This is a genomic window from Pseudomonas sp. D8002, assembly GCF_013385695.1.
In the GTDB taxonomy this organism is placed as follows: domain Bacteria; phylum Pseudomonadota; class Gammaproteobacteria; order Pseudomonadales; family Pseudomonadaceae; genus Aquipseudomonas.
Window position 1 is genome coordinate 103,595 of the sequence record NZ_JACAPM010000037.1, and the last position, 21,876, is coordinate 125,470.

Genomic DNA, 21,876 nt, shown 5'->3' on the forward strand with positions numbered 1-21,876 from the left:
GTGTGTTCGCCCTTTAAAGGAGTGCTCCATGATTTCGATGAATACGGGTTATGCAATGAGTACGGCGGTCCATCATCCTGCGCGTGTATACGGGGGTGAAAATAAATCCGTCGACAGTGTAAGTACTTTGAATTCTACCGAGCGACAGTTCGGTGAGCATTTTGATACGAGCAGCCATTCTGCTGTTATCCAGATGATGATATCGACCTTCGGTCCTGCGCGCGCTGATCTATTTGATGAAGTAAAGCGCGTTGGCTCGGGGTATGACGTTACGCTGAAAGACGGTTATAAGTTGCATGTTGCCGATCATGAAGTGCATGGCACTGCCTCAGCGTCGAGATTTGTCGGTGGTGATGCCAGTACAGTGGAAAACGCGAATTTCGCATTGGCTGTCTTCGTCAAGCGCAAACAATTGTCCAGTTCCGACAGCCGTATCAGCAGCAGCTTTAACGCGGCCTTGACCACGTCCTTACAGGGTGAGACTGCATCGAACCTGCTCAAGGGCATGGGCATGGGCCGTTTTATGCAGCAGATCCCTTCGGAGCAACTCGTCGGCAAGAACTCTGTCGGCGTCATGGAGGCGCATAACTTCGGTGCCGCGTTGATTCGGGATGGGGTGGCGCATCGGTTTGACCGTCAATATCGCCCCGACCGTCCCTACGTCTACGTGCTGGACAAGGAGGGGCAAACGGCTAAGCCGGTCAAGCGAGATGTGCCGGTTGCTCCGGTCGATGTTCCCCACGTCGATACGCCGTCCACCCGGCGTGGCCGCAAGCCCGTTGACATTCTCAGCGGATTTAACGCGGCCGAGCGAGGATTCGGTGAGGTTGTTGATGGCAGCAGCCATGCCTGCGTCATAAAAATGATGATGATGAGGTTTGGTCCAGACGCCACGGATATGTTCGAGAAAGTCACCCCGGCGGGAGACGGTTATGACATCACGATGAAGGACGGTTTCGAACTGCATTTTTCCCTGCAAGAGTTGCAGCAAGCGACCACGGCCTCGCGTTTCGCTGGGAACAACCCCGACGCGGTGAAGCAGGCCAACTTCATGCTGGCGGCGTACACGAAGCGCAAGCAGATGACCCGCGGTGACCAGGACCCTGGGGCATCGTTTGAAAAGGTTTTATCGAACACGCTCAAAGGCGATACGGAATACCGCGTGTTGAAGGGCTTGGGCATGACTGGCTTCTTGCGCATCGTGCCACCCGCCAAGATGCAGGAGCAGGGCGCGGTCGGGGTGGTCAGTACTTTTGGCTATTCGAGTGCCTTGGTACTGGATGGCCTGCAGCACAGCAATGGTGACAAGCCATCGATCGTCAAATCTTATGGCTACATGCTCGCCGAGGAGGTACCGGACGGAGTGCCCGTTGGTTCAAGCTCGCGGCCCCTGCCTATTTCCAATGTGCCGGTCGGGGTCAAGCCTGGGGATATCTGGCGTGGATTCTATCAAGGCGTCGAGGGGAACTGTGTCACGGTATCGGCGATCAAGGCGGCGATGATGAAGTATGGGCAAAGTCCCCGGGGCATCTATAAAAACATCACCGAGACCCGCGACGGTTACACCGTGACGATGCGCGATTCCAGCAAGGTCAGCTTGACCCATGCAGAACTGAAAACAGCCCGGGAACACTCGAATTTCAAAGGCACCGACGCCGGCCTGCTCAAGGATGCGAATTTCCTGTACGCCGTCAGCGCCAAGCGGGCGCAAATGGAGAACCACGAGTTTCGTGCCGGCGAGAGCTTTGAAGCGGCGATGAGTACGCTCAATGATGGCGAGACCCCCGGTGATGCACTGCGGCGTCTGGGTTTGTTCGCCTTTACCCGAAGCAGCAGCGTCCAGGCGCTGGCAGATGGTGCAACCGGCACGTTGGCGAACTTCATGCATTCTGTTGTCGTCGTTGATGGGGCTTTTGATGATTACGGGTATAAACACCCACTGAAATCATCAAGCTGGATGGATGAAGAGGGCACCGCGCTAACGCTGGTTTAGGTTCAAAGGTGCAAAGTTTGAGAAACACAGGCCACGAGATCTCGTGGTCTTTTTTCTGCGCGCAGAAAAGACAAGTCCGATGGTGGCCGGCTGCATATGCCTTGCAATCTGTGTCCGCATACGTAGTTGGCCTCGGCTACTCTCATCGACTCTTGGAACCTCCTGGTCATGGATGAAATTCAACAGCATTGGCTGTATGCCCTGTCTGCTCCCATGGTGTCCATCAACCCTGGCGCCGGTTATCTCGAGCCGGCTTTCCATGCGGGTCCTTCCCCTATTGATCTCGACGGCAGCTGGGGAAACAATGATCGCGACCAGTTGTTCGGCATGTTGTCCCTGGCGGACAACGGCCATGCACGTCACCTCAACGAGGCCTACCATCAATGGGTGACGGTAGGGGAGACGGCCAAACAATGCGGCAACCATCCGTTGCACCGCAGGCATACGCGTCGCGCCGCCCAGCAGCGCCGGGGAGTGCTTTGCATCCTGCATGGTAGGCGTGTCCGAAAATGGAAAGCACCTGAACCTACAGGCTCAAAAAGCAGCTGCCCATCAGGAAAATCCGGTGCGACTTATTCCGATGAAGTGGCCTGAGGCATTCGCTTCAGTACCTGCCTGAACCCTTCCACCGGCAAGGGCCGACTGTGCAGATACCCCTGATACAAATGACACCCAAGCCCCTGCAAAAACGCCAGTTGCTCAGGGGTTTCCACTCCTTCGGCAATGACGTCCAGGTTCAAGCTGCGCGCCATGGCCACAATGGCACGGATGATCTCCGCATCGTTGGGGTCATGGGTGGCGTCGCGCACAAACGACTGGTCGATCTTCAGCGCATCCACCGGCAGGCGCTTGAGGTAGGTCAGCGACGAATAGCCGGTGCCGAAATCATCCATCGCAAAACTCACGCCGAGCTTTTTCAGGCGGCGCATTTTGCTGATGGTGTCGTCCAGATTCTGGATCACGATGCCTTCGGTGATCTCCAGCTTCAGCAGGGTATAAGGCAGGTGGTGGGTGCGCAGGCTGCGTTCTACCCGTTCGACAAAATCATTCTGGCGAAACTGCCGCGGGCTGATGTTGACGCACAGGCTGAAGTTCAGCGGGTCTACCAGGCCCTCGGCAATCAACTGCGCGAAGGTGCTGCAGGCTTCGTCGAGGATCCAGGTGCCGACTTCAAGGATCAGGCCGCTGTCTTCCAGGACCTTGATGAATTCCGTCGGGGACTGTGCGCCCAACTGCGGATGTTGCCAGCGCACCAGGGCCTCGGCGCCGACGATGGTGTTGCCGCGCGCATCCACCTGGGGTTGGTAATGCACGCTGAACTCACCGCGGGACAGGGCCAGGCGCAGGTCGGTTTCCATGCGCAGCCGCTCGCTGGCGGTTTTCTGCATGCTGTTGTGGAACATCTGGATGGTGTTGCGCCCTGAATCCTTGGCCCGGTACAGGGCGATGTCGGCGCGCTTGAGCAAATCGGCCGGGGTTGAGCCGTGATCGGGGATCAGCGCCACGCCAATGCTCGGGGTGACTTGCAGGCGGTGGCCATCCAGGAACATCGGTTCGGATAACAGTTCGCGCAGGGTATCGGCCAGCTCCTGGACTTGAGTGCTGACTTGAGGGCGCGTGCCTTCCAGGCCGCTGAGCAGCACCACAAACTCATCGCCGCCCAGGCGTGCCACGGTGTCTTCCATGCGCACACTGGCTTCAAGGCGTGCAGTGACGATCTTCAGCACCGTGTCGCCGACCGGGTGGCCGAGGGAATCGTTGATGTGCTTGAAATGGTCCAGGTCAAGAAACAGCAGGGCGCCCCGCAGGTTGTGGCGCTTGAGCAGGGCGATCTGCTGGCTCAGGCGGTCCATCAGCAGGGCGCGGTTGGGCAGGTTGGTCAGGGGGTCGTGATAGGCCAGGTGGCGAATCTGCGCCTGGGCGTTTTTCAGCAGGCTGACGTCCCGGGCGGTCAGCAACAGGCAGGGGGTTTCATTGAGGGTGATGGGCTCCACCGACACTTCAACCGCCAGCACTTCGCCGCGCTTGTTGTGCCAGAGCATTTCCAGGTGATGAATGCGGCCCTTGATCTGCAACTCGGCCAATAACGCCGCGCGCTGGTTTTCATCGGCCCAGATGCCGATCTGGTACAGCGTCAGGCCGATCGCTTCTTCGGCGCGGTAGCCGGTGAGGCGGCAGAAGCCGTCATTGACCTCCACGTAGCGCCCGGTATCGCGCTCGGTGATCGACACCGCATCGGGGCTGGAATGAAAGGCCTTGGCGAACTTCTCTTCGCTGGCCTTGAGCGCCGCTTCCGAGCGCTGTTGTTGGGTGATGTCCCGCAGGGTGGTGACGATGCAGGGTTGGTCGCTGACCTGGATCAGGCGGCTGGATATCACACAGTTCAGGGTCTGGCCGTTCTTGTGATGAACGGTGATTGCCACGTTGCTCAGGGATTGTTCGCGGATCACCTGCTCGATGCGCTGCAGGCGTTGGCTGGACTCCTCCCACAAGCCGATCTGCTCGGCGTTGTTGTTGAGCACCTCGGCGGCGGTCCAGCCGAAGGTCTGGGTGAAGGCCGGGTTGATCTCGATAAACTGGCCGGTCTCCAGGCGCGTCACGCAGATCGGGTCGGGGCTGGCGAGGAACAGGCTGGCGAATTTTTCTTCGGATGCGATCAGGCGCTGCTCACGTTCAACCTGGTCGGTGATGTCGAGCAGGGTCCCGGCCATTCGCAACGGTACGCCCGTGTCATCGCGATACAGGCGGGCGCGGCTTTCCAGGTAGCGCGAACTGCCGTCTTCCAGTTGCACGCGGTAGGTCAGTTGGTAGTTGCCCGCCGGGCCTTCGCGCAGGGTGCGGTAGGCGTTGCGCATGCTCTCGCGCTCTTCCTGGGGCATGCCTTCAAAGAAGGCCTCGAAGGATTCGTGGAACGGTTGGGGTTCCAGCCCGTGCAATTGGGCGGCGCGGGCCGAGCCATAGAGCATGCCGCTGGGGATGTGCCAGTCCCAGGTGCCCAGTTGCGCCGAGTCCAGGGCAAGGTCCAGGCGCTCCTGGCTGTCCTTGAGGGCCTGCTCGGCATTCTTGCGCTCGGTGGTGTCGAGGAAGGTGCTGATCAGGTAGTCCTCGCCGTCCAGCTCGACTTTCTGGGCGCTGAGGGTGCCATCGTGGACCTGCCCGTTGCTGGCGCGAAACTGCACTTCCATGGTGATGGGGGCGCCTTTGCGCTGGGTGGCCTTGACCAGATGCGCGCGTTGTTCCGGGTGTACCCAGAGGCCCAGCTCCAATGTGCTGCGGCCAATGGCATCGGCCAACGGCCAGCCGAACAGGCTCTCGAAATACTGGTTGGCTTCGCTGATCAGGCCGTCCGCCTGGCGGGTCAGCAGGACCATCAGCGGGCACAAATGGAACAGGGTGGCGAAGCGCTTTTCCGAATGGCTGAGGGCGTGTTCGCGCTCGCGCTGGTGGGTGATTTCGCGGATCACCCCGATCATTCGACGACGCCCGGCCTTGTCCGGTAGCAGGCTGCCGTTGATTTCCAGCCAGTGCAGGCTGCCATCGGGCCATTGGATACGGTGGTGCATGGCCTGGACAGCGGGTTCGCCGGCCAGCACCGCATGAAAGGCCCGGACCACCTTGGCGCGGTCCTCGGGGGCCAGCAGGTCCAGGTACTCCAGGTCTTCAGGCAGCGGCTGGCGCGGGTCGAAGCCGAACAGGGCCTGAGTGCCTCGGGACCAGCTGATCCGGCCGGTATCGATTTCCCAGCTCCAGGCGCCCAGCCGGGCAGCGTTGAGCGCCGCCAGCAGTTGCGGCGCGCTGTCCCAGCTTTGCTCCGCCTCCTGTGGGTCCAGGGCGTAGATGCGGGGCAGGGGTGGCACGGTATCGACGGGGTTGCGCATTATCAAAGGGCCTTGGCTCGATGGGCGTTCGGCGCGGGTTCCACGGTCTACGGGCCACGGCGATTCAAGCCTGATTCCCTGGCAGATCGACCTGTGCATCCAATAGGCTCATGAAAGCCCGCGCAGCGTTCGACAGCGTCCTTTCGGTGTGCACGATATAGCCTAGCTGGCGACTGAGCTGTATGCCCGGCAAAGCGATGCGTGCCACCTGGTCATCGAGCATGGTGCGCGGCAACACGCTCCAGGCAAGGCCAATGGAGACCATCATCTTGATGGTTTCCAGGTAGTTGGTGCTCATGGCGATGTTTGGCGTCAGGCCCTGGGCCTCGAACAGCCGCTGCACGATATGGTGGGTAAAGGTGTTGCCGCCGGGAAACACCGCCGGGTGCCGGGCGATGTCCGCCAGGCTGACGCTGCCGTTGCTGATCAGGCTGTGTTCCGGCGCCACCACGAAATCCAGTGGGTCGTCCCACACCGGGGTGGCCCGCACCAGCGTGTGGGGTTCCGGCGCCAGGGTGATCACGGCCACTTCGGCGCGGCCATGGAGGATTTCTTCGTAGGCCACTTCCGAATCGAGGAACTGAATGTCCAGCGCGACATTCGGGTATTCCCGGGTGAACGTGCGCAGGACCGGTGGCAAGCGGTGCAGGCCGATGTGATGGCTGGTGGCCAGCGTCAGGCGCCCGCTGACTTCGCCGGTGAGGTTGGTCAGGGCGCGGCGGGTGTCGTCCAGTACATTGAGAATCTGATACGCCCGGGGCAGCAGCGCCCGTCCGGCTTCGGTGAGGCCGACTTCACGCCCCAGCCGGTCGAACAGGCGCACCTTTAATTGTTGCTCCAGGCCGGCGATGCGCTTGCTGATGGCCGGTTGGGTCAGGTGCAGGCGTTCACCGGCACCGGAGAAGCTGCCGGTCTCGGCGATGGCGATAAAGGCATTGAGGTTGGCCAGGTCCATTGTGCTATTCCAGTTGGTAATCCAAAGCATAAAAAATATGAATTTGAGTTATTTAATGTAGCGCCATACCATCAGCCTCACAAGCCAAAGGGTTATTGAATCGTTCAAGGCCCGGGGCATAGAAACACCTGATGAGGACCGCGTGATGGCCGGCAAAACGCTTTACGACAAGCTTTGGGATTCCCATGAAGTGAAACGGCGCGATGATGGGTCGTCGCTGATCTACATCGACCGTCACATCATCCATGAAGTGACCTCGCCCCAAGCGTTCGAAGGCCTGCGACTGGCCGGGCGCAAGCCTTGGCGCGTCGACTCGATCATCGCCACCCCGGACCACAACGTGCCGACCACACCGGAGCGTAAAGGCGGGATCGACGCCATCGTCGACACCGTGTCGCGCCTCCAGGTGCAGACCCTCGATGATTACTGCGACGAATACGGCATCACCGAATTCAAGATGAATGACGTGCGCCAGGGCATCGTTCACGTGATCGGCCCGGAGCAGGGCGCCACCTTGCCTGGCATGACCGTGGTTTGCGGCGACTCCCACACCTCTACCCACGGTGCGTTTGGCGCGTTGGCGCATGGCATCGGCACTTCCGAGGTGGAACATGTATTCGCCACCCAGTGCCTCGTCGCCAAGAAAATGAAGAACATGTTGGTGTCGGTGGAAGGTGAGTTGCCTTTCGGCGTCACCGCCAAAGACATCGTCCTCGCGGTGATCGGCAAGATCGGCACCGCCGGCGGTAACGGCCACGCCATCGAATTCGCCGGCAGCGCGATTCGCGACCTGTCCATCGAAGGCCGCATGACCATCTGCAACATGTCCATCGAAGCCGGTGCCCGTGTGGGCATGGTAGCGGCGGACGAAAAGACCATTGCCTACGTCAAGGGTCGCCCATTCGCACCGAGCGGTGCCGATTGGGACGCTGCAGTCGAAGCCTGGAAAGACCTGGTGTCCGACGCCGATGCCGTATTCGACACCGTGGTCACCCTCGACGCCGCCCAGATCAAGCCGCAAGTCAGCTGGGGCACCTCGCCGGAAATGGTGTTGGCCGTTGACCAGAACGTGCCGGACCCGGCCAAGGAAACCGACCTGGTCAAGCGTGGTTCCATCGAGCGCGCCTTGAAGTACATGGGCTTGAAAGCCAATCAGGCGATTACCGACATCCAGCTGGATCGCGTATTCATCGGCTCCTGCACCAACTCGCGGATCGAGGATTTGCGCGCTGCGGCGGTGATCGCCAAGGGCCGCAAAGTCGCCTCTACCATCAAGCAGGCGATCGTGGTGCCAGGTTCGGGCCTGGTCAAGGCCCAGGCTGAAGCCGAAGGCCTCGACAAGATCTTCCTCGAAGCCGGTTTTGAATGGCGCGAGCCGGGTTGCTCGATGTGCCTGGCGATGAACCCGGACCGTTTGGAGTCGGGCGAGCATTGCGCGTCCACCTCCAACCGTAACTTCGAAGGGCGTCAGGGCGCCGGTGGCCGTACCCACCTCGTCAGCCCGGCCATGGCTGCTGCGGCTGCCGTCAACGGTCGTTTCATCGACGTTCGCGAATTGATCTGAGGAATACCCGATGAAAGCTTTTACTCAACACACCGGTTTAGTCGCGCCGTTGGACCGTGCCAACGTGGACACCGACCAGATCATTCCCAAGCAGTTCTTGAAATCGATCAAGCGCACCGGTTTTGGCCCGAACCTGTTCGACGAGTGGCGCTACCTGGACGTGGGCTACGCCTACCAGGACAACTCCAAGCGCCCGCTGAACAAGGACTTTGTACTCAACGCCGAGCGTTACCAGGGTGCCAGCGTGTTGCTCGCCCGGGAAAACTTCGGTTGCGGCTCCAGCCGTGAGCACGCGCCGTGGGCCCTGGAAGAATATGGCTTTCGCAGCATCATCGCGCCGAGCTACGCCGACATCTTCTTCAACAACAGCTTCAAGAACGGCTTGCTGCCGATCATCTTGAGCGATGCCGAAGTGGATGAGTTGTTCCAGCAGGTGGAAGCCGATGTGGGCTACCAGTTGACCATCGACCTGGCGGCACAGACCGTGACCCGTCCGGACGGCAAGGTGTATCACTTTGAAGTGGACGCCTTCCGCAAGCACTGCCTGATCAATGGCCTGGACGATATCGGCCTGACCTTGCAGGACGGCGATGCGATTGCAGCGTTTGAAACCAAACACCGGGCCAGCCAGCCTTGGTTATTTCGTGACGCTTGATTCCATGTAGACCGGACTGGCCCCTTCGCGAGCAAGCCCGCTCCCGCATTTGATTGCATTTCAACTGAAGGAACTCGGTCGAATGTGGGAGCGGGCTTGCTCGCGAAAGGGCCAGCAACAGCAACACAAAAACCAGGGACATCATCATGACCAGCACCGCCCACACCCAAGTCGTGCAAAAACAATTCGGCGAACAGGCCTCGGCCTACCTGAGCAGCGCAGTACATGCTCAAGGCACCGAGTTCGCGCTGCTCCAGGCCGAACTGGCCGGGCAGGGCGCTGCACGACTGCTGGACCTGGGTTGCGGCGCCGGTCACGTGAGTTTCAACGTGGCACCGTTGGTTAAAGAAGTGGTGGCGTACGACCTGTCCCAACAGATGCTTGACGTGGTCGCCGCCGCTGCCGTGGACCGTGGCCTGGACAACATCCGCACCGTGCACGGCGCCGCCGAGCGCCTGCCGTTTGCCGATGGCGAATTCGACTTCGTGTTCAGCCGCTACTCGGCGCACCATTGGAGCGACCTGGGCCTGGCCCTGCGTGAAGTGCGCCGGGTGCTCAAACCGGGTGGCGTGGCCGCTTTCGTGGACGTCTTGTCACCGGGCAGCCCGCTGTTGGACACTTACCTGCAAACCGTCGAAGTGCTGCGCGACACCAGCCACGTGCGTGACTATTCCGCCGGCGAGTGGATGCGCCAGCTCAGCGAAGCCGGTTTGCATGTGCGCAACAGCAGCCGCCAGCGCCTGCGCCTGGAATACACCTCGTGGGTCGAGCGCATGCGCACCCCAGAGGTATTGCGTGCCGCGATCCTGGAGCTGCAAAAGGCAATGGGCCAGGAAGTGCGCGATTATTTCGAGATTCAAGCCGACGGCACCTTCAGCACCGACGTGCTGGTGGTGTGGGCCGAACGCTGATTAATTTTTCCCGACCTGCCCACGGGCGGGTCGCTTGATGAAATGAGGAACCCATGAGCAAGCAGATTCTGATTCTCCCTGGCGACGGCATTGGTCCGGAAATCATGGCCGAAGCGGTCAAGGTGCTGGAAGTGGCTAACGCCAAGTACAGCCTGGGCTTCGAACTGAGCCACGACGTGATCGGCGGCGCGGCCATCGACAAGCACGGCGTGCCTCTGGCCGACGAAACCCTGGAGCGTGCCCGCGCAGCCGACGCCGTGCTGCTGGGCGCCGTGGGTGGCCCGAAATGGGACAAGATCGAACGTGACATCCGCCCTGAGCGCGGCCTGCTGAAGATCCGTGCGCAACTGGGCCTGTTCGGCAACCTGCGCCCGGCGATCCTTTACCCGCAACTGGCGGACGCTTCCAGCCTGAAGCCGGAAATCGTCGCCGGCCTGGACATCCTGATCGTCCGCGAACTGACCGGCGGTATCTACTTCGGCTCGCCACGGGGCGTGCGCGAGTTGGAAAATGGCGAGCGTCAGGCCTACGACACCCTGCCGTACAGCGAGAGTGAAATCCGCCGTATCGCCCGTGTCGGTTTCGACATGGCCCGTGTGCGTGGCAAGAAGGTCTGCTCGGTGGACAAGGCCAACGTATTGGCGTCCAGCCAGCTGTGGCGTGAAATCGTCGAGGAAGTCGCCAAGGACTACCCGGACGTCGAGCTGAGCCACATGTACGTCGACAACGCCGCCATGCAGCTGGTGCGTGCACCGAAGCAGTTCGACGTGATCGTCACCGACAACCTGTTCGGCGACATCCTGTCCGACCAGGCCTCGATGCTTACCGGTTCCATCGGCATGCTGCCGTCGGCGTCCCTGGATGCCAACAACAAGGGCATGTACGAGCCGTGCCACGGTTCGGCGCCGGACATCGCCGGGCAGGGCATTGCCAACCCGTTGGCGACCATTTTGTCGGTGTCGATGATGCTGCGTTACAGCTTCAACCTGACCGACGCCGCGGATGCCATCGAGCAGGCCGTGAGCCTGGTGCTCGACCAGGGCCTGCGCACTGGCGACATCTGGTCCCAGGGTTGTACCAAGGTCGGTACGCAAGAAATGGGCGACGCAGTAGTCGCCGCGCTGCGGAATCTGTAATCTCTCGGGCCCGCTTGCAGATGTTGCTGCAAGGCGGCCCACTTTTGAACAAGGTGTAGTTGCGATGAAACGTGTAGGTCTGATCGGTTGGCGCGGTATGGTCGGTTCCGTGCTCATGCAGCGGATGCTGGAAGAGCAGGATTTCGATCTTATTGAGCCGGTGTTTTTCACCACCTCCAATGTAGGTGGTCAAGGGCCGTCCGTGGGCAAGGACATTGCTCCGCTCAAGGACGCCTACAACATTGAAGAACTGAAGACCCTCGACGTCATTCTGACCTGCCAGGGTGGCGACTACACCAGCGAAGTCTTCCCCAAGCTGCGCGAAGCCGGCTGGCAGGGTTACTGGATCGACGCCGCTTCCAGCCTGCGCATGCAGGATGACGCGGTGATCGTGCTGGACCCGGTCAACCGCAAGGTGATCGACCAGCAACTGGACGCGGGCACCAGGAACTACATCGGCGGCAACTGCACCGTCAGCCTGATGCTGATGGGCCTGGGCGGCTTGTTCGAAGCCGGCCTGGTGGAGTGGATGAGCGCCATGACCTATCAGGCGGCCTCCGGTGCCGGCGCGCAGAACATGCGTGAACTGATCAAGCAGATGGGCGCGACCCACGCCGCTGTCGCCGATCAACTGGCTGACCCGGCCAGCGCGATCCTCGACATCGACCGCCGTGTGGCCGAGGCCATGCGCAGCGAGGCCTACCCGACCGAGAACTTCGGTGTGCCATTGGCCGGCAGCCTGATCCCGTGGATCGACAAGGAACTGCCTAACGGCCAGAGCCGTGAAGAGTGGAAGGCCCAGGCCGAGACCAACAAGATCCTCGGTCGCTTCAAGAGCCCGATCCCGGTGGACGGTATCTGCGTGCGCATCGGCGCCATGCGTTGCCACAGCCAGGCGTTGACCATCAAGCTGAACAAAGACGTGCCGATCGCCGATATCGAAGGGCTGATCAGCCAGCACAACCCTTGGGTCAAGCTGGTGCCGAACAACCGTGATATCAGCATCCAGGAACTGAGCCCGAACAAGGTGACCGGTACCCTGAATGTGCCGGTTGGCCGTCTGCGCAAGCTGAACATGGGGACGCAGTACCTGGGCGCGTTCACCGTCGGCGACCAACTGCTGTGGGGCGCGGCTGAGCCGTTGCGTCGCATGCTGCGGATCTTGCTGGAGCGGTAATCGCTGCTGGTAATAAGAAACCCGCGTTCTGGTGACAGGCGCGGGTTTTTTATTGCGCGCTCGGGCCTCTTCGCGAGCAAGCCCGCTCCCACATTTGATCGCATTTCAACTGAAGAAACTCGCTCGAATGTGGGAGCGGGCTTGCTCGCGAAGAGGCCATCAGCCACACCACAACCCCCAGGTTAATTGCCTCACCCCCAGCCACCCGGTAAAGTGCCGCTCCCCCCGCAATGCCCGAGGCAGCCCCCATGACCCAGACCTTTGATATTGCCGTGATCGGCGCCACCGGCACCGTTGGCGAAACCCTGGTGCAAATCCTCGAAGAGCAGGACTTCCCGGTAGGCAGCCTGCACCTGTTGGCCAGCAGCGAGTCGGCCGGGCATTCGGTGCCGTTTCGTGGCAAGAACGTGCGGGTGCGGGAAGTCGATGAATTCGATTTCAGCAAAGTCCAACTGGTGTTCTTCGCCGCCGGCCCTGCGGTCACCTTGAGTTTTGCCCCGCGCGCCACCGCTGCGGGCTGCACCCTGATCGACTTGTCCGGCGCCTTGCCGGCCGATCAGGCGCCGCAGGTAGTGCCGGAAGCCAACGCGCAGATCCTCGATGGCCTGAAAAAACCTTATCAGGTCAGCAGCCCAAGCCCGTCGGCCACTGCCCTGGCCGTGGTGCTGGCGCCACTGCGCGGCTTGCTGGACATTCAGCGCGTCAACGTCACCGCCAACCTCGCTGTTTCCGCCCAGGGCCGTGAGGCTGTCAGCGAACTCGCCCGGCAGACCGCCGAGTTGTTGAATGTGCGCCCGCTGGAGCCGAAGTTCTTCGACCGGCAAATGGCTTTTAACCTGCTGGCCCAGGTCGGCAAGCCTGACGCGCAAGGCCACACCGCCCTGGAAAAACGCCTGGTGCACGAATTGCGCGCCGTGCTGGAAATGCCTTTGCTAAAGATTTCCGTCACTTGCGTTCAAGCCCCGGTGTTTTTTGGCGATAGCCTGACTGTGTCACTGCAATTGGGGGCAGCGGTGGATCTCGCTGCCGTCAACCGTGCCCTGGACTCGGCACCGGGTGTCGAGTTGGTGGAAGAGGGCGATTACCCCACGGCTGTGGGCGATGCGGTCGGTCAGGACGTGGTCTACGTGGGCCGGGTTCGTGCCGGTGTTGATGACCCTGCGGAACTAAATATGTGGCTGGCGTCAGATAACGTACGCAAAGGGGCGGCACTGAACGCCGTACAGCTGGCGCAGTTGTTGATAAAAGGCCTTGTGTAAAAGATACTTGGCGGCAATTTGTAGATTGATTCTAGCCAAGCGCTATGCTTGGCCCCAAGCTGGAAAAATTGCGCGTCGGTGACCTATCGGCTCGCCATGCCTAATGGCAGCGGTTACCCACCTTCTCGCCGGCCGGGGAGTGTTCAAAAAGGATGAGGCTATGGTTCAAGTTCGCAAACTGGTGTTAGCAATAGCGGCCGCCTCGGCGCTGTCCTCCGGTATGGCGCAAGCACTGCAGCTTGGGGAGATGACCCTCAAGTCGAAGCTGAACCAGCCGCTGTCGGTGGAAATCGAGTTGCTCGATGTCGGTGGCCTGACCGCCTCCGAGATCACCCCCAGCCTCGCGTCGTCCCAAGCCTTTGTGGATGCGGGCGTCGATCGCCAGGCGTTCCTGAACGATCTGACCTTTACCCCGGTGGTCAATCCCAACGGCCGCAGTGTGGTGCGTGTCACCTCCAGCAAGCCGCTGCCGGATTCCTACGTGCGTTTCCTGCTGCAGGTGCAATGGCCCAACGGTCGCCTGATGCGCGACTACAGCGTGTTGCTGGACCCGGCCAAGTTCGACCAGTCGACCCCGGCCGCCGGTGCACCTGCACCCGCGCCACGCTTGAGTGCGCCTGCGACGACGGCTCCGGCAGTCACCAAGGCCAAGGAACACACCACGACTTCCCGTGACACCTTGTGGGAAATCGCCGCGAAAAACCGCAATGGCGCCTCGGTGCAGCAGACCATGCTGGCCATTCAGGCGCTGAACCCTGACGCCTTTATCGACGGCAACATCAACCGCATGAAAACCGGCCAGGTCCTGCGCCTGCCGGATTCGGGGCAAAGCACCAGCCTGCCGCAGCCCGAGGCGATTGCTGAAGTGACGGCGCAAAACGCGGCGTGGCGCGAGGGCCGCCGTGGCGGCAATCAGCTCGCCGGCAAGGCGCAGCTGGATGCGACCAAGCGTACCCAGGCGGGTAATGCGCCGTCGCAGACCAATACCAAGGACAATTTGAGCCTGGTCTCGGCCGAAGCGGCCAGGAAGGGCGGGAAGGGCGCGGCGGGCGACAGCCGGGCCTTGAACAACAAGCTGGCAGTGACTCAGGAAAGCCTGGATTCGACCCGTCGCGAGAATGAAGAACTGAAAAGCCGCATGGCTGACCTGCAAAGTCAGCTGGACAAGCTGCAGCGGCTGATTGAGCTCAAGAACAACCAGCTGGCCAAGTTGCAGACCCCGGGTGGCGCTGCGGCGCAGCCTGCTGCAACGGCGGCGATGCCGGCCGAGCTGGCTACACAACCGGCTGCGCCGGCAGCGGCAGCTCCGGCAGCAACCCCCGCGGCTGCGCCGGTCGAGACCCCGGTCAAGCCGGATGCGGCGCCTGCCAGCACTGAAGGTAAATTCAACGACCTGCTGACCAACCCGATCGTGCTGGGGGTGATCGGCGGCGCAGCGGGTTTGCTGGTGCTGTTGCTTCTGCTGCTGTGGGCCCGTCATCGCAATGCGCGGCTTGAAGAAGAAAAGCACCTGCGCATGGCACGGGCCCTGGCTGAAGAGCCGGAATTTGCGCCGAACATTGATCACGACCTGCCATCTGACAGTTTCGAAGGCCTTGATGTGCCGCCGCCGAACGTAAAGCTGGCTCCAGCTCCAGCTCCGGCGGCGGTGGTTGCCCCGGTGATTGCGCCGGTGGTCGCACCTGTTGCTGTGCAGCGTCCGACCGACGCCCTGGCGCAAGCCCAGTCGCATATCGACCGTGGCCACCTGAACCAGGCTGCGGAAGTGCTGGAAGATGCAATCAAGCAAGAGCCCGCCCGCAGTGACCTGCGTCTCAAGCTGATGGAAGTCCACGGCTTGCAGGGCAACAAGGACGGGTTTGTCACCCAGGAGCGCCAGTTGGTCGCCAATGGCGACAACCATGCCCAGGTCGAACAACTGAAAAGCCGCTTCCCGGCCATGGCCGTGTTCGCAGCAGGCGTCAGCGCTGCCGTTGCCGCTGCCGCTCTCGACGCCCAATACGTCAAGGACCTGCTCAAGGACGACCCGGCACCGCCTGCACCTGAGCCTGCGCCGGACGCGTTTGACACAGACTTCGACCTCAGCCTGGACGATCTGGAGGCTGCTTCGCCAGCTGTGGTCCGCCCGACGTCGGACGACGACCTGAGCTTTGAATCGGTGCTGCAACAGCAGACCGAGGCCAAGGCCAGCGCGGAAGACCTGTCGGATTTCGACCTGGACCTGCAACTCGATCCACCCTCGTCGACCCAGTCAGACGACGACTTCCTCTCCGGCCTTGAAGACCAGATGAAGGACCTGCCGCCGGTAGAGCCGCCGACACTGACGCCGGCCGACCTGGACGACCTCGACCTGCCGGAGGATTTCGACCTGTCCCTGGCCGACGAGCCCGAGGCGCCTGCAGCGGCCAAGCCGGACGCGTTTGCGTCGGAGCTTGATGATGTCAACGCCGAGCTGGATCGCCTGTCGCAAAGCTTGGAGCATCCGCCAATCGAACCGTCCTTCACCGCCGACGACGCGGCGTTGGGTGGCGATGAGCCGGAATTCGACTTCCTCTCCGGTACCGACGAAGTGGCCACCAAGCTCGACCTGGCGCAGGCCTACATCGACATGGGCGATGCCGACGGTGCGCGGGACATTCTTGGCGAGGTGCTCAAGGAAGGCGATGACGGTCAGAAGGGCGAGGCCAAGGAAATGCTCAGCCGGCTGGCTTGATACGCGCGGTAAATACAACGGCAGCCTTCGGGCTGCCGTTTTGCCATCCAGGCACCAAATCCATGGCGTCCCAGGCGCACGGCCTTATAATGGCCGCCTTTGCGCAACTCATCAGGCTCTCAGTTCTTGGCAAATATAGATAACGCGGCCGCCGAAATGGCGGCCGCAGGCTTTTTCAGAATCGCCCTGGGCGTGGAATACAAAGGCTCGCGCTATCGTGGCTGGCAACGCCAGGCCTCCGGTGTGCCGACGGTGCAGGAAACCCTGGAGAAGGCGCTGTCGAAAGTCGCCGACTCACCGGTGTCGCTGATGTGCGCCGGGCGGACCGATGCCGGCGTGCACGCTTGCGGGCAAGTGGTGCACTTTGACACTCAGGCCGAGCGCTCGATGAAGGCATGGGTGATGGGCGCCAATATCAACTTGCCCCACGACGTCAGCGTCAGTTGGGCCAAGGTGATGCCGGCGGACTTTCACGCGCGCTTCAAGGCCATCGCCCGGCGTTATCGCTATGTGATCTACAACGATCAGATCCGCCCGGCCCATCTCAACGAAGAAATCACCTGGAACCACCGCCCGCTGGACGCCGAGCGCATGGCCGAGGCGGCCCAGCATCTTGTAGGTATCCACGATTTCAGCGCGTTCCGTGCCGGGCAGTGCCAGGCCAAGTCGCCGATCAAGGAAGTCCACCACCTGCGGGTGACGCGCCACGGCAAGATGATCGTGCTGGATATCCGCGCCGGCGCCTTCCTGCACCATATGGTGCGCAATATCGCCGGGGTGCTGATGACCATCGGTACCGGCGAACGCCCGGTGGAATGGGCCAGGGAAGTGCTGGAAAGCCGGATTCGCCGTACCGGCGGCGTCACGGCGCATCCGTTCGGCCTGTACCTGGTGGATGTGGAGTACCGCGACGAGTTCGAATTGCCCCAGCGATTCATCGGGCCACACTTCCTCACAGGTTTCAGCGAACTTGGCGGCTGACGCCCTCAAAAGCATTTGTTACCATCCGGGACTTTCCCCGACACGCCCTGAGGTTTCATCGACATGTCTGCCGTTCGCAGCAAGATTTGCGGGATTACCCGCATAGAAGACGCGTTGGCGGCGGTCGAGGCGGGGGCCGATGCCATCGGTTTCGTGTTTTATGCCAAAAGCCCGCGGGCGGTGAATGTGTTGCAGGCGCGGGCGATCATCGCCGCGTTGCCGCCGTTCGTGACCACCGTGGGGTTGTTCGTCAACGCCAGCCGCTGCGAGCTCAATGAAACCCTCGACGCCGTGCAACTGGACATGCTGCAGTTCCATGGCGATGAGAGTCCGGACGAGTGCGAGAGCTACCAGCGCCCGTACATCAAGGCGCTGCGGGTCAAGGCCGGGGACGATATTGCTGCGGCATGCGCTGCCTATGGCGGGGCTCGCGGGATTCTTCTCGACACCTACGTCGAAGGCGTTCCCGGTGGTACGGGCGAGGCGTTTGACTGGTCGTTGATTCCCGAGGGGTTGAGCAAGCCGATTATCCTCGCGGGCGGCCTGAATCCGGACAACGTGGCCAGTGCCATCCAGCAGGTTCGGCCGTATGCCGTGGACGTCAGCGGCGGGGTAGAGCAGGGCAAGGGCATCAAGGATCACGCAAGGATTCGCGCATTCATGCAGGCCGTGCGCGACAGCAGCGGGACGATGTGACGGCTGGCAGTCTGCCGCCGTCCATAACTACCACTGTGTAAAACAGCCCGGCGCCGCCTGTGGGAGGCCCGGAAATGAAGTGGCAACCCTGCACGGCAGGTTGTCTGGAAGGCTGAGGGCACAGGCAGGAAATGGCTGGTCGAACGTCTGACCCCGTCCAGTTTGTGTCATCGCCACATATGAATTTAGCTCAAGGGCATACGCGGGGCTGTGTTCAAGCCACCGGTACTGGAGAAAGAAAGCATGAGCAACTGGTTAGTAGACAAACTGATCCCTTCGATCATGCGTTCCGAGGTGAAGAAAAGCTCGGTTCCTGAAGGTCTTTGGCACAAGTGCCCATCCTGCGACGCGGTGCTGTACCGCCCGGAGCTGGAAAAGACCCTGGACGTTTGCCCCAAGTGCAATCACCATATGCGTATCGGCGCCCGCGCCCGCATTGATATTTTCCTCGACGCCGATGGTCGCTCCGAACTGGGCGCTGACCTGGAGCCGGTTGACCGTTTGAAGTTCCGCGACGGCAAGAAGTACAAGGACCGCCTGACCGCGGCCCAGAAGCAGACCGGTGAAAAGGACGCGCTGATTTCCGTCAGCGGCAAGCTGCTGGGCATGCCGGTGGTGGTTTCGGCCTTCGAATTCTCCTTCATGGGCGGCTCGATGGGCGCCATCGTCGGTGAGCGTTTCGTACGTGCCGCCAACTACGCGCTGGAAAACCGTTGCCCGATGATCTGCTTCGCCGCCTCCGGCGGTGCGCGGATGCAGGAAGCACTGATCTCGCTGATGCAAATGGCCAAGACCTCCGCGGTACTGGCGCGTCTGCGCGAAGAAGGTATTCCGTTCATCTCCGTGCTGACCGACCCGGTCTACGGCGGTGTGTCCGCCAGCCTGGCGATGCTGGGTGACGTGATCGTCGGTGAGCCGAAGGCGCTGATCGGCTTTGCCGGCCCGCGTGTTATCGAGCAAACCGTTCGCGAAAAACTGCCGGAAGGCTTCCAGCGCAGCGAGTTCCTGCTGGAGCACGGCGCGATCGACCTGATCATTCCGCGCGGCGAACTGCGTCCGCGCCTGGGTAGCCTGCTGGCGCAAATGATGGGCCTGCCGACACCTGTGTACGTCGCGCCTAAAATCGAGCCGATTGTCGTGCCACCGGTGCCTGCAAACATATGACCCAACGTACCCTGGGCGAATGGCTCGCCTACCTTGAGCAGTTGCATCCGTCAGCCATCGACATGGGCCTGGAGCGCTCGCAACAGGTAGCGGCCCGCCTCGGGTTGGGCCGGCCGGCGCCGCGTGTGATCACGGTGACCGGCACCAACGGCAAGGGCTCTACCTGCGCCTTTGTCGCGGCCTTGCTGCAAGCCCAGGGCCTGAAGGTCGGCGTGTACAACTCGCCGCACCTGCTGCGCTACAACGAGCGGGTGCAGCTCAATGGCGTCGAAGCCACTGACGAGCAACTCTGCGAAGCCTTCGCCGCACTTGATGCCGGGCGTGGCGAGATTTCCCTGACCTATTTCGAGATGGGCACCCTGGCGGCGTTCTGGCTGTTCGAGCGTGCGCAGCTGGATGTAGTGGTGCTGGAAGTCGGCCTGGGTGGGCGTCTGGACACGGTCAACGTGGTGGATGCCGACCTGGCGCTGATTACCAGTATTGGCGTCGACCATGCGGACTACCTGGGTAACACCCGTGAGTCCGTGGCCTATGAAAAAGCCGGGATCTTCCGCCAGGGCAAGCCTGCACTGTGCGGCGACCTGGACCCGCCGCATACCTTGCTGGACAAGGTGCGCGAGCTGGATTGCCCGTTCTTCCTGCGCGGGCGTGATTTCAATCTCGAGATTGGCGACCAATTCTGGCAATGGCGCGGGCTTGACGCGCGCGGTCAAACCGTCGAGTTGCGCGACTTGCCACTGCTGAACCTGCCGATGGAAAACGCCGCGCTCGCGCTGCAAGCCTACCTGTTGCTGGATTTGCCCTGGCATGCCGAGCAGATTGCCGCTACGTTGCAGGCTACTCGCGTGGTGGGGCGCCTTGACCGGCGCACGTTCGACTGGGAGGGCAAGCGCCTGAACCTGCTGCTGGACGTGGGGCATAACCCTCACGCCGCTGAATACCTGGCCAGGCGCCTGGCACTCACGCCGCCCGCCGGTCGCCGCCTCGCGGTGTTCGGGTTGTTGTCCGACAAGGACCTGGACGGCGTGGTTGCACCCTTGCTGGGCGACGTCCAGGCCTGGGCGGTTGCACCGCTGGATACGTCCCGCAGTCGTCCTGCCATCGAGTTGCAGGTTGCCTTGCAGAACCTTGGCGCGTCCGTGACGTCCCATGCAAGCGTGACAGCCGCCCTGGAAGCCCAGTGCGCGGTTGCGACGCCTGAGGATGAGATTCTGTTGTTCGGATCATTTTATTGTGTTGCCGAGGCGCTCGAATGGTTGGCCCGGCGCTCCACGGAGGAAGCTGCACATGGCATTACTGGATAGCGCATACAAGCAGCGAATGGTTGGAGCCCTGGTTCTGGTGGCGTTGGCGGTGATTTTCCTGCCGATGCTGTTTTCCCGTCAGGATGAGCAGCGCCAAGTGACCGTTGAAGCGCCAGCTGCGCCCCAGGCGCCTGCGGTGCCTCAGGTTCAGGTTGAGCCGGTGGTGGTTCCCGAGCCGCAAGCGCTGCCGGAAGAAGAGCCGGTGCCGACCGATGACGAAGTGGCTGCACAGCAAGCGCCGTCGATGCCGGTGCAGCCGAGCGTGCCGGTGGTTAAGCCTGCGCCTGCTGCTCCTGCAGTTGCTGCGAAGCCTGCGGCGCCGGCGCCAGCGCCAAAACCTGTGGCCCCGCAACCTGCGGCACCAGGCAAGCCGGACGTCGGCCAGAGCCGTATTGACCCGAATGGCTTGCCGATCAGTTGGTCGATCCAGCTGGCCAGCCTGGCTAACCGCGAAAGTGCTGATGCGTTGCAGAAGAAGCTGCGCACCCAGGGTTACAACGCCTATATCCGCAGCGCCGATGGCAAGAACCGGGTATTCATCGGGCCGCTGATCGAGCGGGCTGAAGCCGATCGCTTGCGGGACCTGTTGGATCGCCAGCAGAACCTCAAGGGTTTTGTGGTTCGCTTCCAGCCCGAAAAAGGCTGAGGCTGCAAGGATTCAAGCTGGGATGCGGTCAATGTGGGAGCGGGCTTGCTCGCGAAGCGGTGTATCAGTCAGCAGATTTATTGGCTGCCCCACCGCCTTCGCGAGCAGGCCCGCTCCCACAAGTGTTTTGGGTGTGCCGCAACAGGCCGGTTTCCCCTATAACTCATTGATTTCAAATGCACTGCCAATCACAGCTTACCGATAGCCCAGCGCTCTGCTAAAATGCGCCGCCTTATCCGTCTGTAGGCTGAACTGTGCCATTTACCTGGGTTGATTGGGCGATCGTCGCAATCGTCGCCATCTCCGCTTTGATCAGTCTGAGCCGCGGCTTCGTCAAAGAAGCATTGTCGCTGCTGACATGGATCATCGCAGGAGTTGTAGCCTGGATGTTCGGCGGTTCATTGTCTGTCTATCTGGCCGGATACATCGAGACACCTTCGGCTCGCGTCATCGCGGGCTGCGCCATCATGTTCATCGCCACGTTGTTGGTGGGGGCAATGGTCAATTATCTTATCGGCGAATTGATACGCGTCACCGGTCTCTCCGGGACCGATCGATTTCTCGGCATGGCCTTCGGCGCCGCGCGTGGCGGCTTGCTGGTGGTCGTGGCGGTCGGGCTGTTGAGCCTGGGGCCGGTACAGCAGGATTCGTGGTGGCAGGAGTCGGTACTCGTGCCAAAATTTCTATTGGTTGCAGATTGGTCCAAAAACCTCATTTTGGGGTGGAGCAGTCAGTGGCTGGCCAGCGGGATCAGCGTACCCGCTGATCTTCCGTTCAAGGAACACCTCTTGCCGGCCAAAACGCCTCAGTAAGTTGTGTTCAGTCAAGATTCATTAAGTAGGGG

General features: G+C 61.5%; 17 protein-coding genes. 15 read left to right on the forward strand and 2 right to left on the reverse strand.

Annotated features, from left to right (window positions below; all coding sequences use genetic code 11):
- Window positions 1–28: 28 nt before the first annotated feature.
- Together HX807_RS22460 and HX807_RS22465 are read left to right on the forward strand one after the other, a co-directional pair.
- The gene (locus HX807_RS22460; protein ID WP_177051078.1) at window positions 29–1,993 is read left to right on the forward strand and encodes a hypothetical protein; all 1,965 of its coding nucleotides are present in this window, start codon (window positions 29–31) and stop codon (window positions 1,991–1,993) included.
- A 168-nt stretch (window positions 1,994–2,161) separates the two neighbouring features.
- Window positions 2,162–2,587 carry a hypothetical protein gene (locus HX807_RS22465; protein ID WP_177051079.1) on the forward strand — a complete coding sequence of 142 codons (426 nt, stop codon included), beginning with the start codon at window positions 2,162–2,164 and terminating at the stop codon, window positions 2,585–2,587.
- Here HX807_RS22465 and HX807_RS22470 read toward each other — a convergent pair.
- On the reverse strand, window positions 2,566–5,871 hold the full coding sequence (locus HX807_RS22470; protein WP_003212653.1) for a bifunctional diguanylate cyclase/phosphodiesterase: 3,306 nt from the start codon (window positions 5,869–5,871) through the stop codon (window positions 2,566–2,568). The genes HX807_RS22465 and HX807_RS22470 overlap by 22 nt on opposite strands.
- A gap of 64 nt (window positions 5,872–5,935) precedes the next feature.
- Complete coding sequence (locus HX807_RS22475) at window positions 5,936–6,826, reverse strand: LysR family transcriptional regulator (RefSeq protein WP_003212656.1); 891 nt, start codon at window positions 6,824–6,826, stop codon at window positions 5,936–5,938.
- 145 nt (window positions 6,827–6,971) lie between these two features.
- Between HX807_RS22475 and leuC the strand changes: the two genes are divergently transcribed.
- From leuC to HX807_RS22540, 13 genes are all read left to right on the forward strand, one after another.
- Window positions 6,972–8,390 carry a 3-isopropylmalate dehydratase large subunit gene (leuC, locus tag HX807_RS22480; protein WP_003212658.1) on the forward strand — a complete coding sequence of 473 codons (1,419 nt, stop codon included), beginning with the start codon at window positions 6,972–6,974 and terminating at the stop codon, window positions 8,388–8,390.
- 10 nt (window positions 8,391–8,400) lie between these two features.
- Complete coding sequence (leuD, locus tag HX807_RS22485; RefSeq protein WP_003212660.1) at window positions 8,401–9,045, forward strand: 3-isopropylmalate dehydratase small subunit; 645 nt, start codon at window positions 8,401–8,403, stop codon at window positions 9,043–9,045.
- A 146-nt stretch (window positions 9,046–9,191) separates the two neighbouring features.
- On the forward strand, window positions 9,192–9,956 hold the full coding sequence (locus tag HX807_RS22490) for a class I SAM-dependent methyltransferase (RefSeq protein WP_003212662.1): 765 nt from the start codon (window positions 9,192–9,194) through the stop codon (window positions 9,954–9,956).
- 53 nt (window positions 9,957–10,009) lie between these two features.
- Window positions 10,010–11,092 carry a 3-isopropylmalate dehydrogenase gene (gene leuB, locus HX807_RS22495; protein ID WP_003212664.1) on the forward strand — a complete coding sequence of 361 codons (1,083 nt, stop codon included), beginning with the start codon at window positions 10,010–10,012 and terminating at the stop codon, window positions 11,090–11,092.
- A gap of 64 nt (window positions 11,093–11,156) precedes the next feature.
- Window positions 11,157–12,269: an aspartate-semialdehyde dehydrogenase gene (gene asd, locus HX807_RS22500; protein WP_003212667.1), complete on the forward strand. Its 1,113-nt coding sequence runs from the start codon at window positions 11,157–11,159 to the stop codon at window positions 12,267–12,269.
- A 248-nt stretch (window positions 12,270–12,517) separates the two neighbouring features.
- Window positions 12,518–13,528: an aspartate-semialdehyde dehydrogenase gene (locus HX807_RS22505; protein WP_003212668.1), complete on the forward strand. Its 1,011-nt coding sequence runs from the start codon at window positions 12,518–12,520 to the stop codon at window positions 13,526–13,528.
- 160 nt (window positions 13,529–13,688) lie between these two features.
- A complete protein-coding gene (locus tag HX807_RS22510) occupies window positions 13,689–16,241 on the forward strand; it encodes a FimV family protein (protein ID WP_177051080.1) in 2,553 nt (850 codons plus the stop codon).
- Window positions 16,242–16,397: 156 nt separating this feature from the next.
- Window positions 16,398–17,222 (forward strand): tRNA pseudouridine(38-40) synthase TruA, encoded by an 825-nt coding sequence (gene truA, locus HX807_RS22515; protein WP_003212671.1) that lies wholly within the window; start codon window positions 16,398–16,400, stop codon window positions 17,220–17,222.
- 63 nt (window positions 17,223–17,285) lie between these two features.
- The gene (locus HX807_RS22520; RefSeq protein ID WP_003212673.1) at window positions 17,286–17,918 is read left to right on the forward strand and encodes a phosphoribosylanthranilate isomerase; all 633 of its coding nucleotides are present in this window, start codon (window positions 17,286–17,288) and stop codon (window positions 17,916–17,918) included.
- 243 nt (window positions 17,919–18,161) lie between these two features.
- A complete protein-coding gene (accD, locus tag HX807_RS22525; RefSeq protein ID WP_003212675.1) occupies window positions 18,162–19,082 on the forward strand; it encodes an acetyl-CoA carboxylase, carboxyltransferase subunit beta in 921 nt (306 codons plus the stop codon).
- Window positions 19,079–20,386: a bifunctional tetrahydrofolate synthase/dihydrofolate synthase gene (gene folC, locus HX807_RS22530; protein ID WP_177051082.1), complete on the forward strand. Its 1,308-nt coding sequence runs from the start codon at window positions 19,079–19,081 to the stop codon at window positions 20,384–20,386. The genes accD and folC overlap by 4 nt, the downstream gene beginning before the upstream one ends.
- Window positions 20,370–21,032 carry an SPOR domain-containing protein gene (locus tag HX807_RS22535; protein ID WP_087693954.1) on the forward strand — a complete coding sequence of 221 codons (663 nt, stop codon included), beginning with the start codon at window positions 20,370–20,372 and terminating at the stop codon, window positions 21,030–21,032. The genes folC and HX807_RS22535 overlap by 17 nt, the downstream gene beginning before the upstream one ends.
- Before the next feature lie 254 nt (window positions 21,033–21,286).
- Entirely contained in the window at window positions 21,287–21,844 is a 558-nt protein-coding gene (locus HX807_RS22540) for a CvpA family protein (protein WP_003212681.1), read from the forward strand.
- Window positions 21,845–21,876 lie beyond the last annotated feature (32 nt).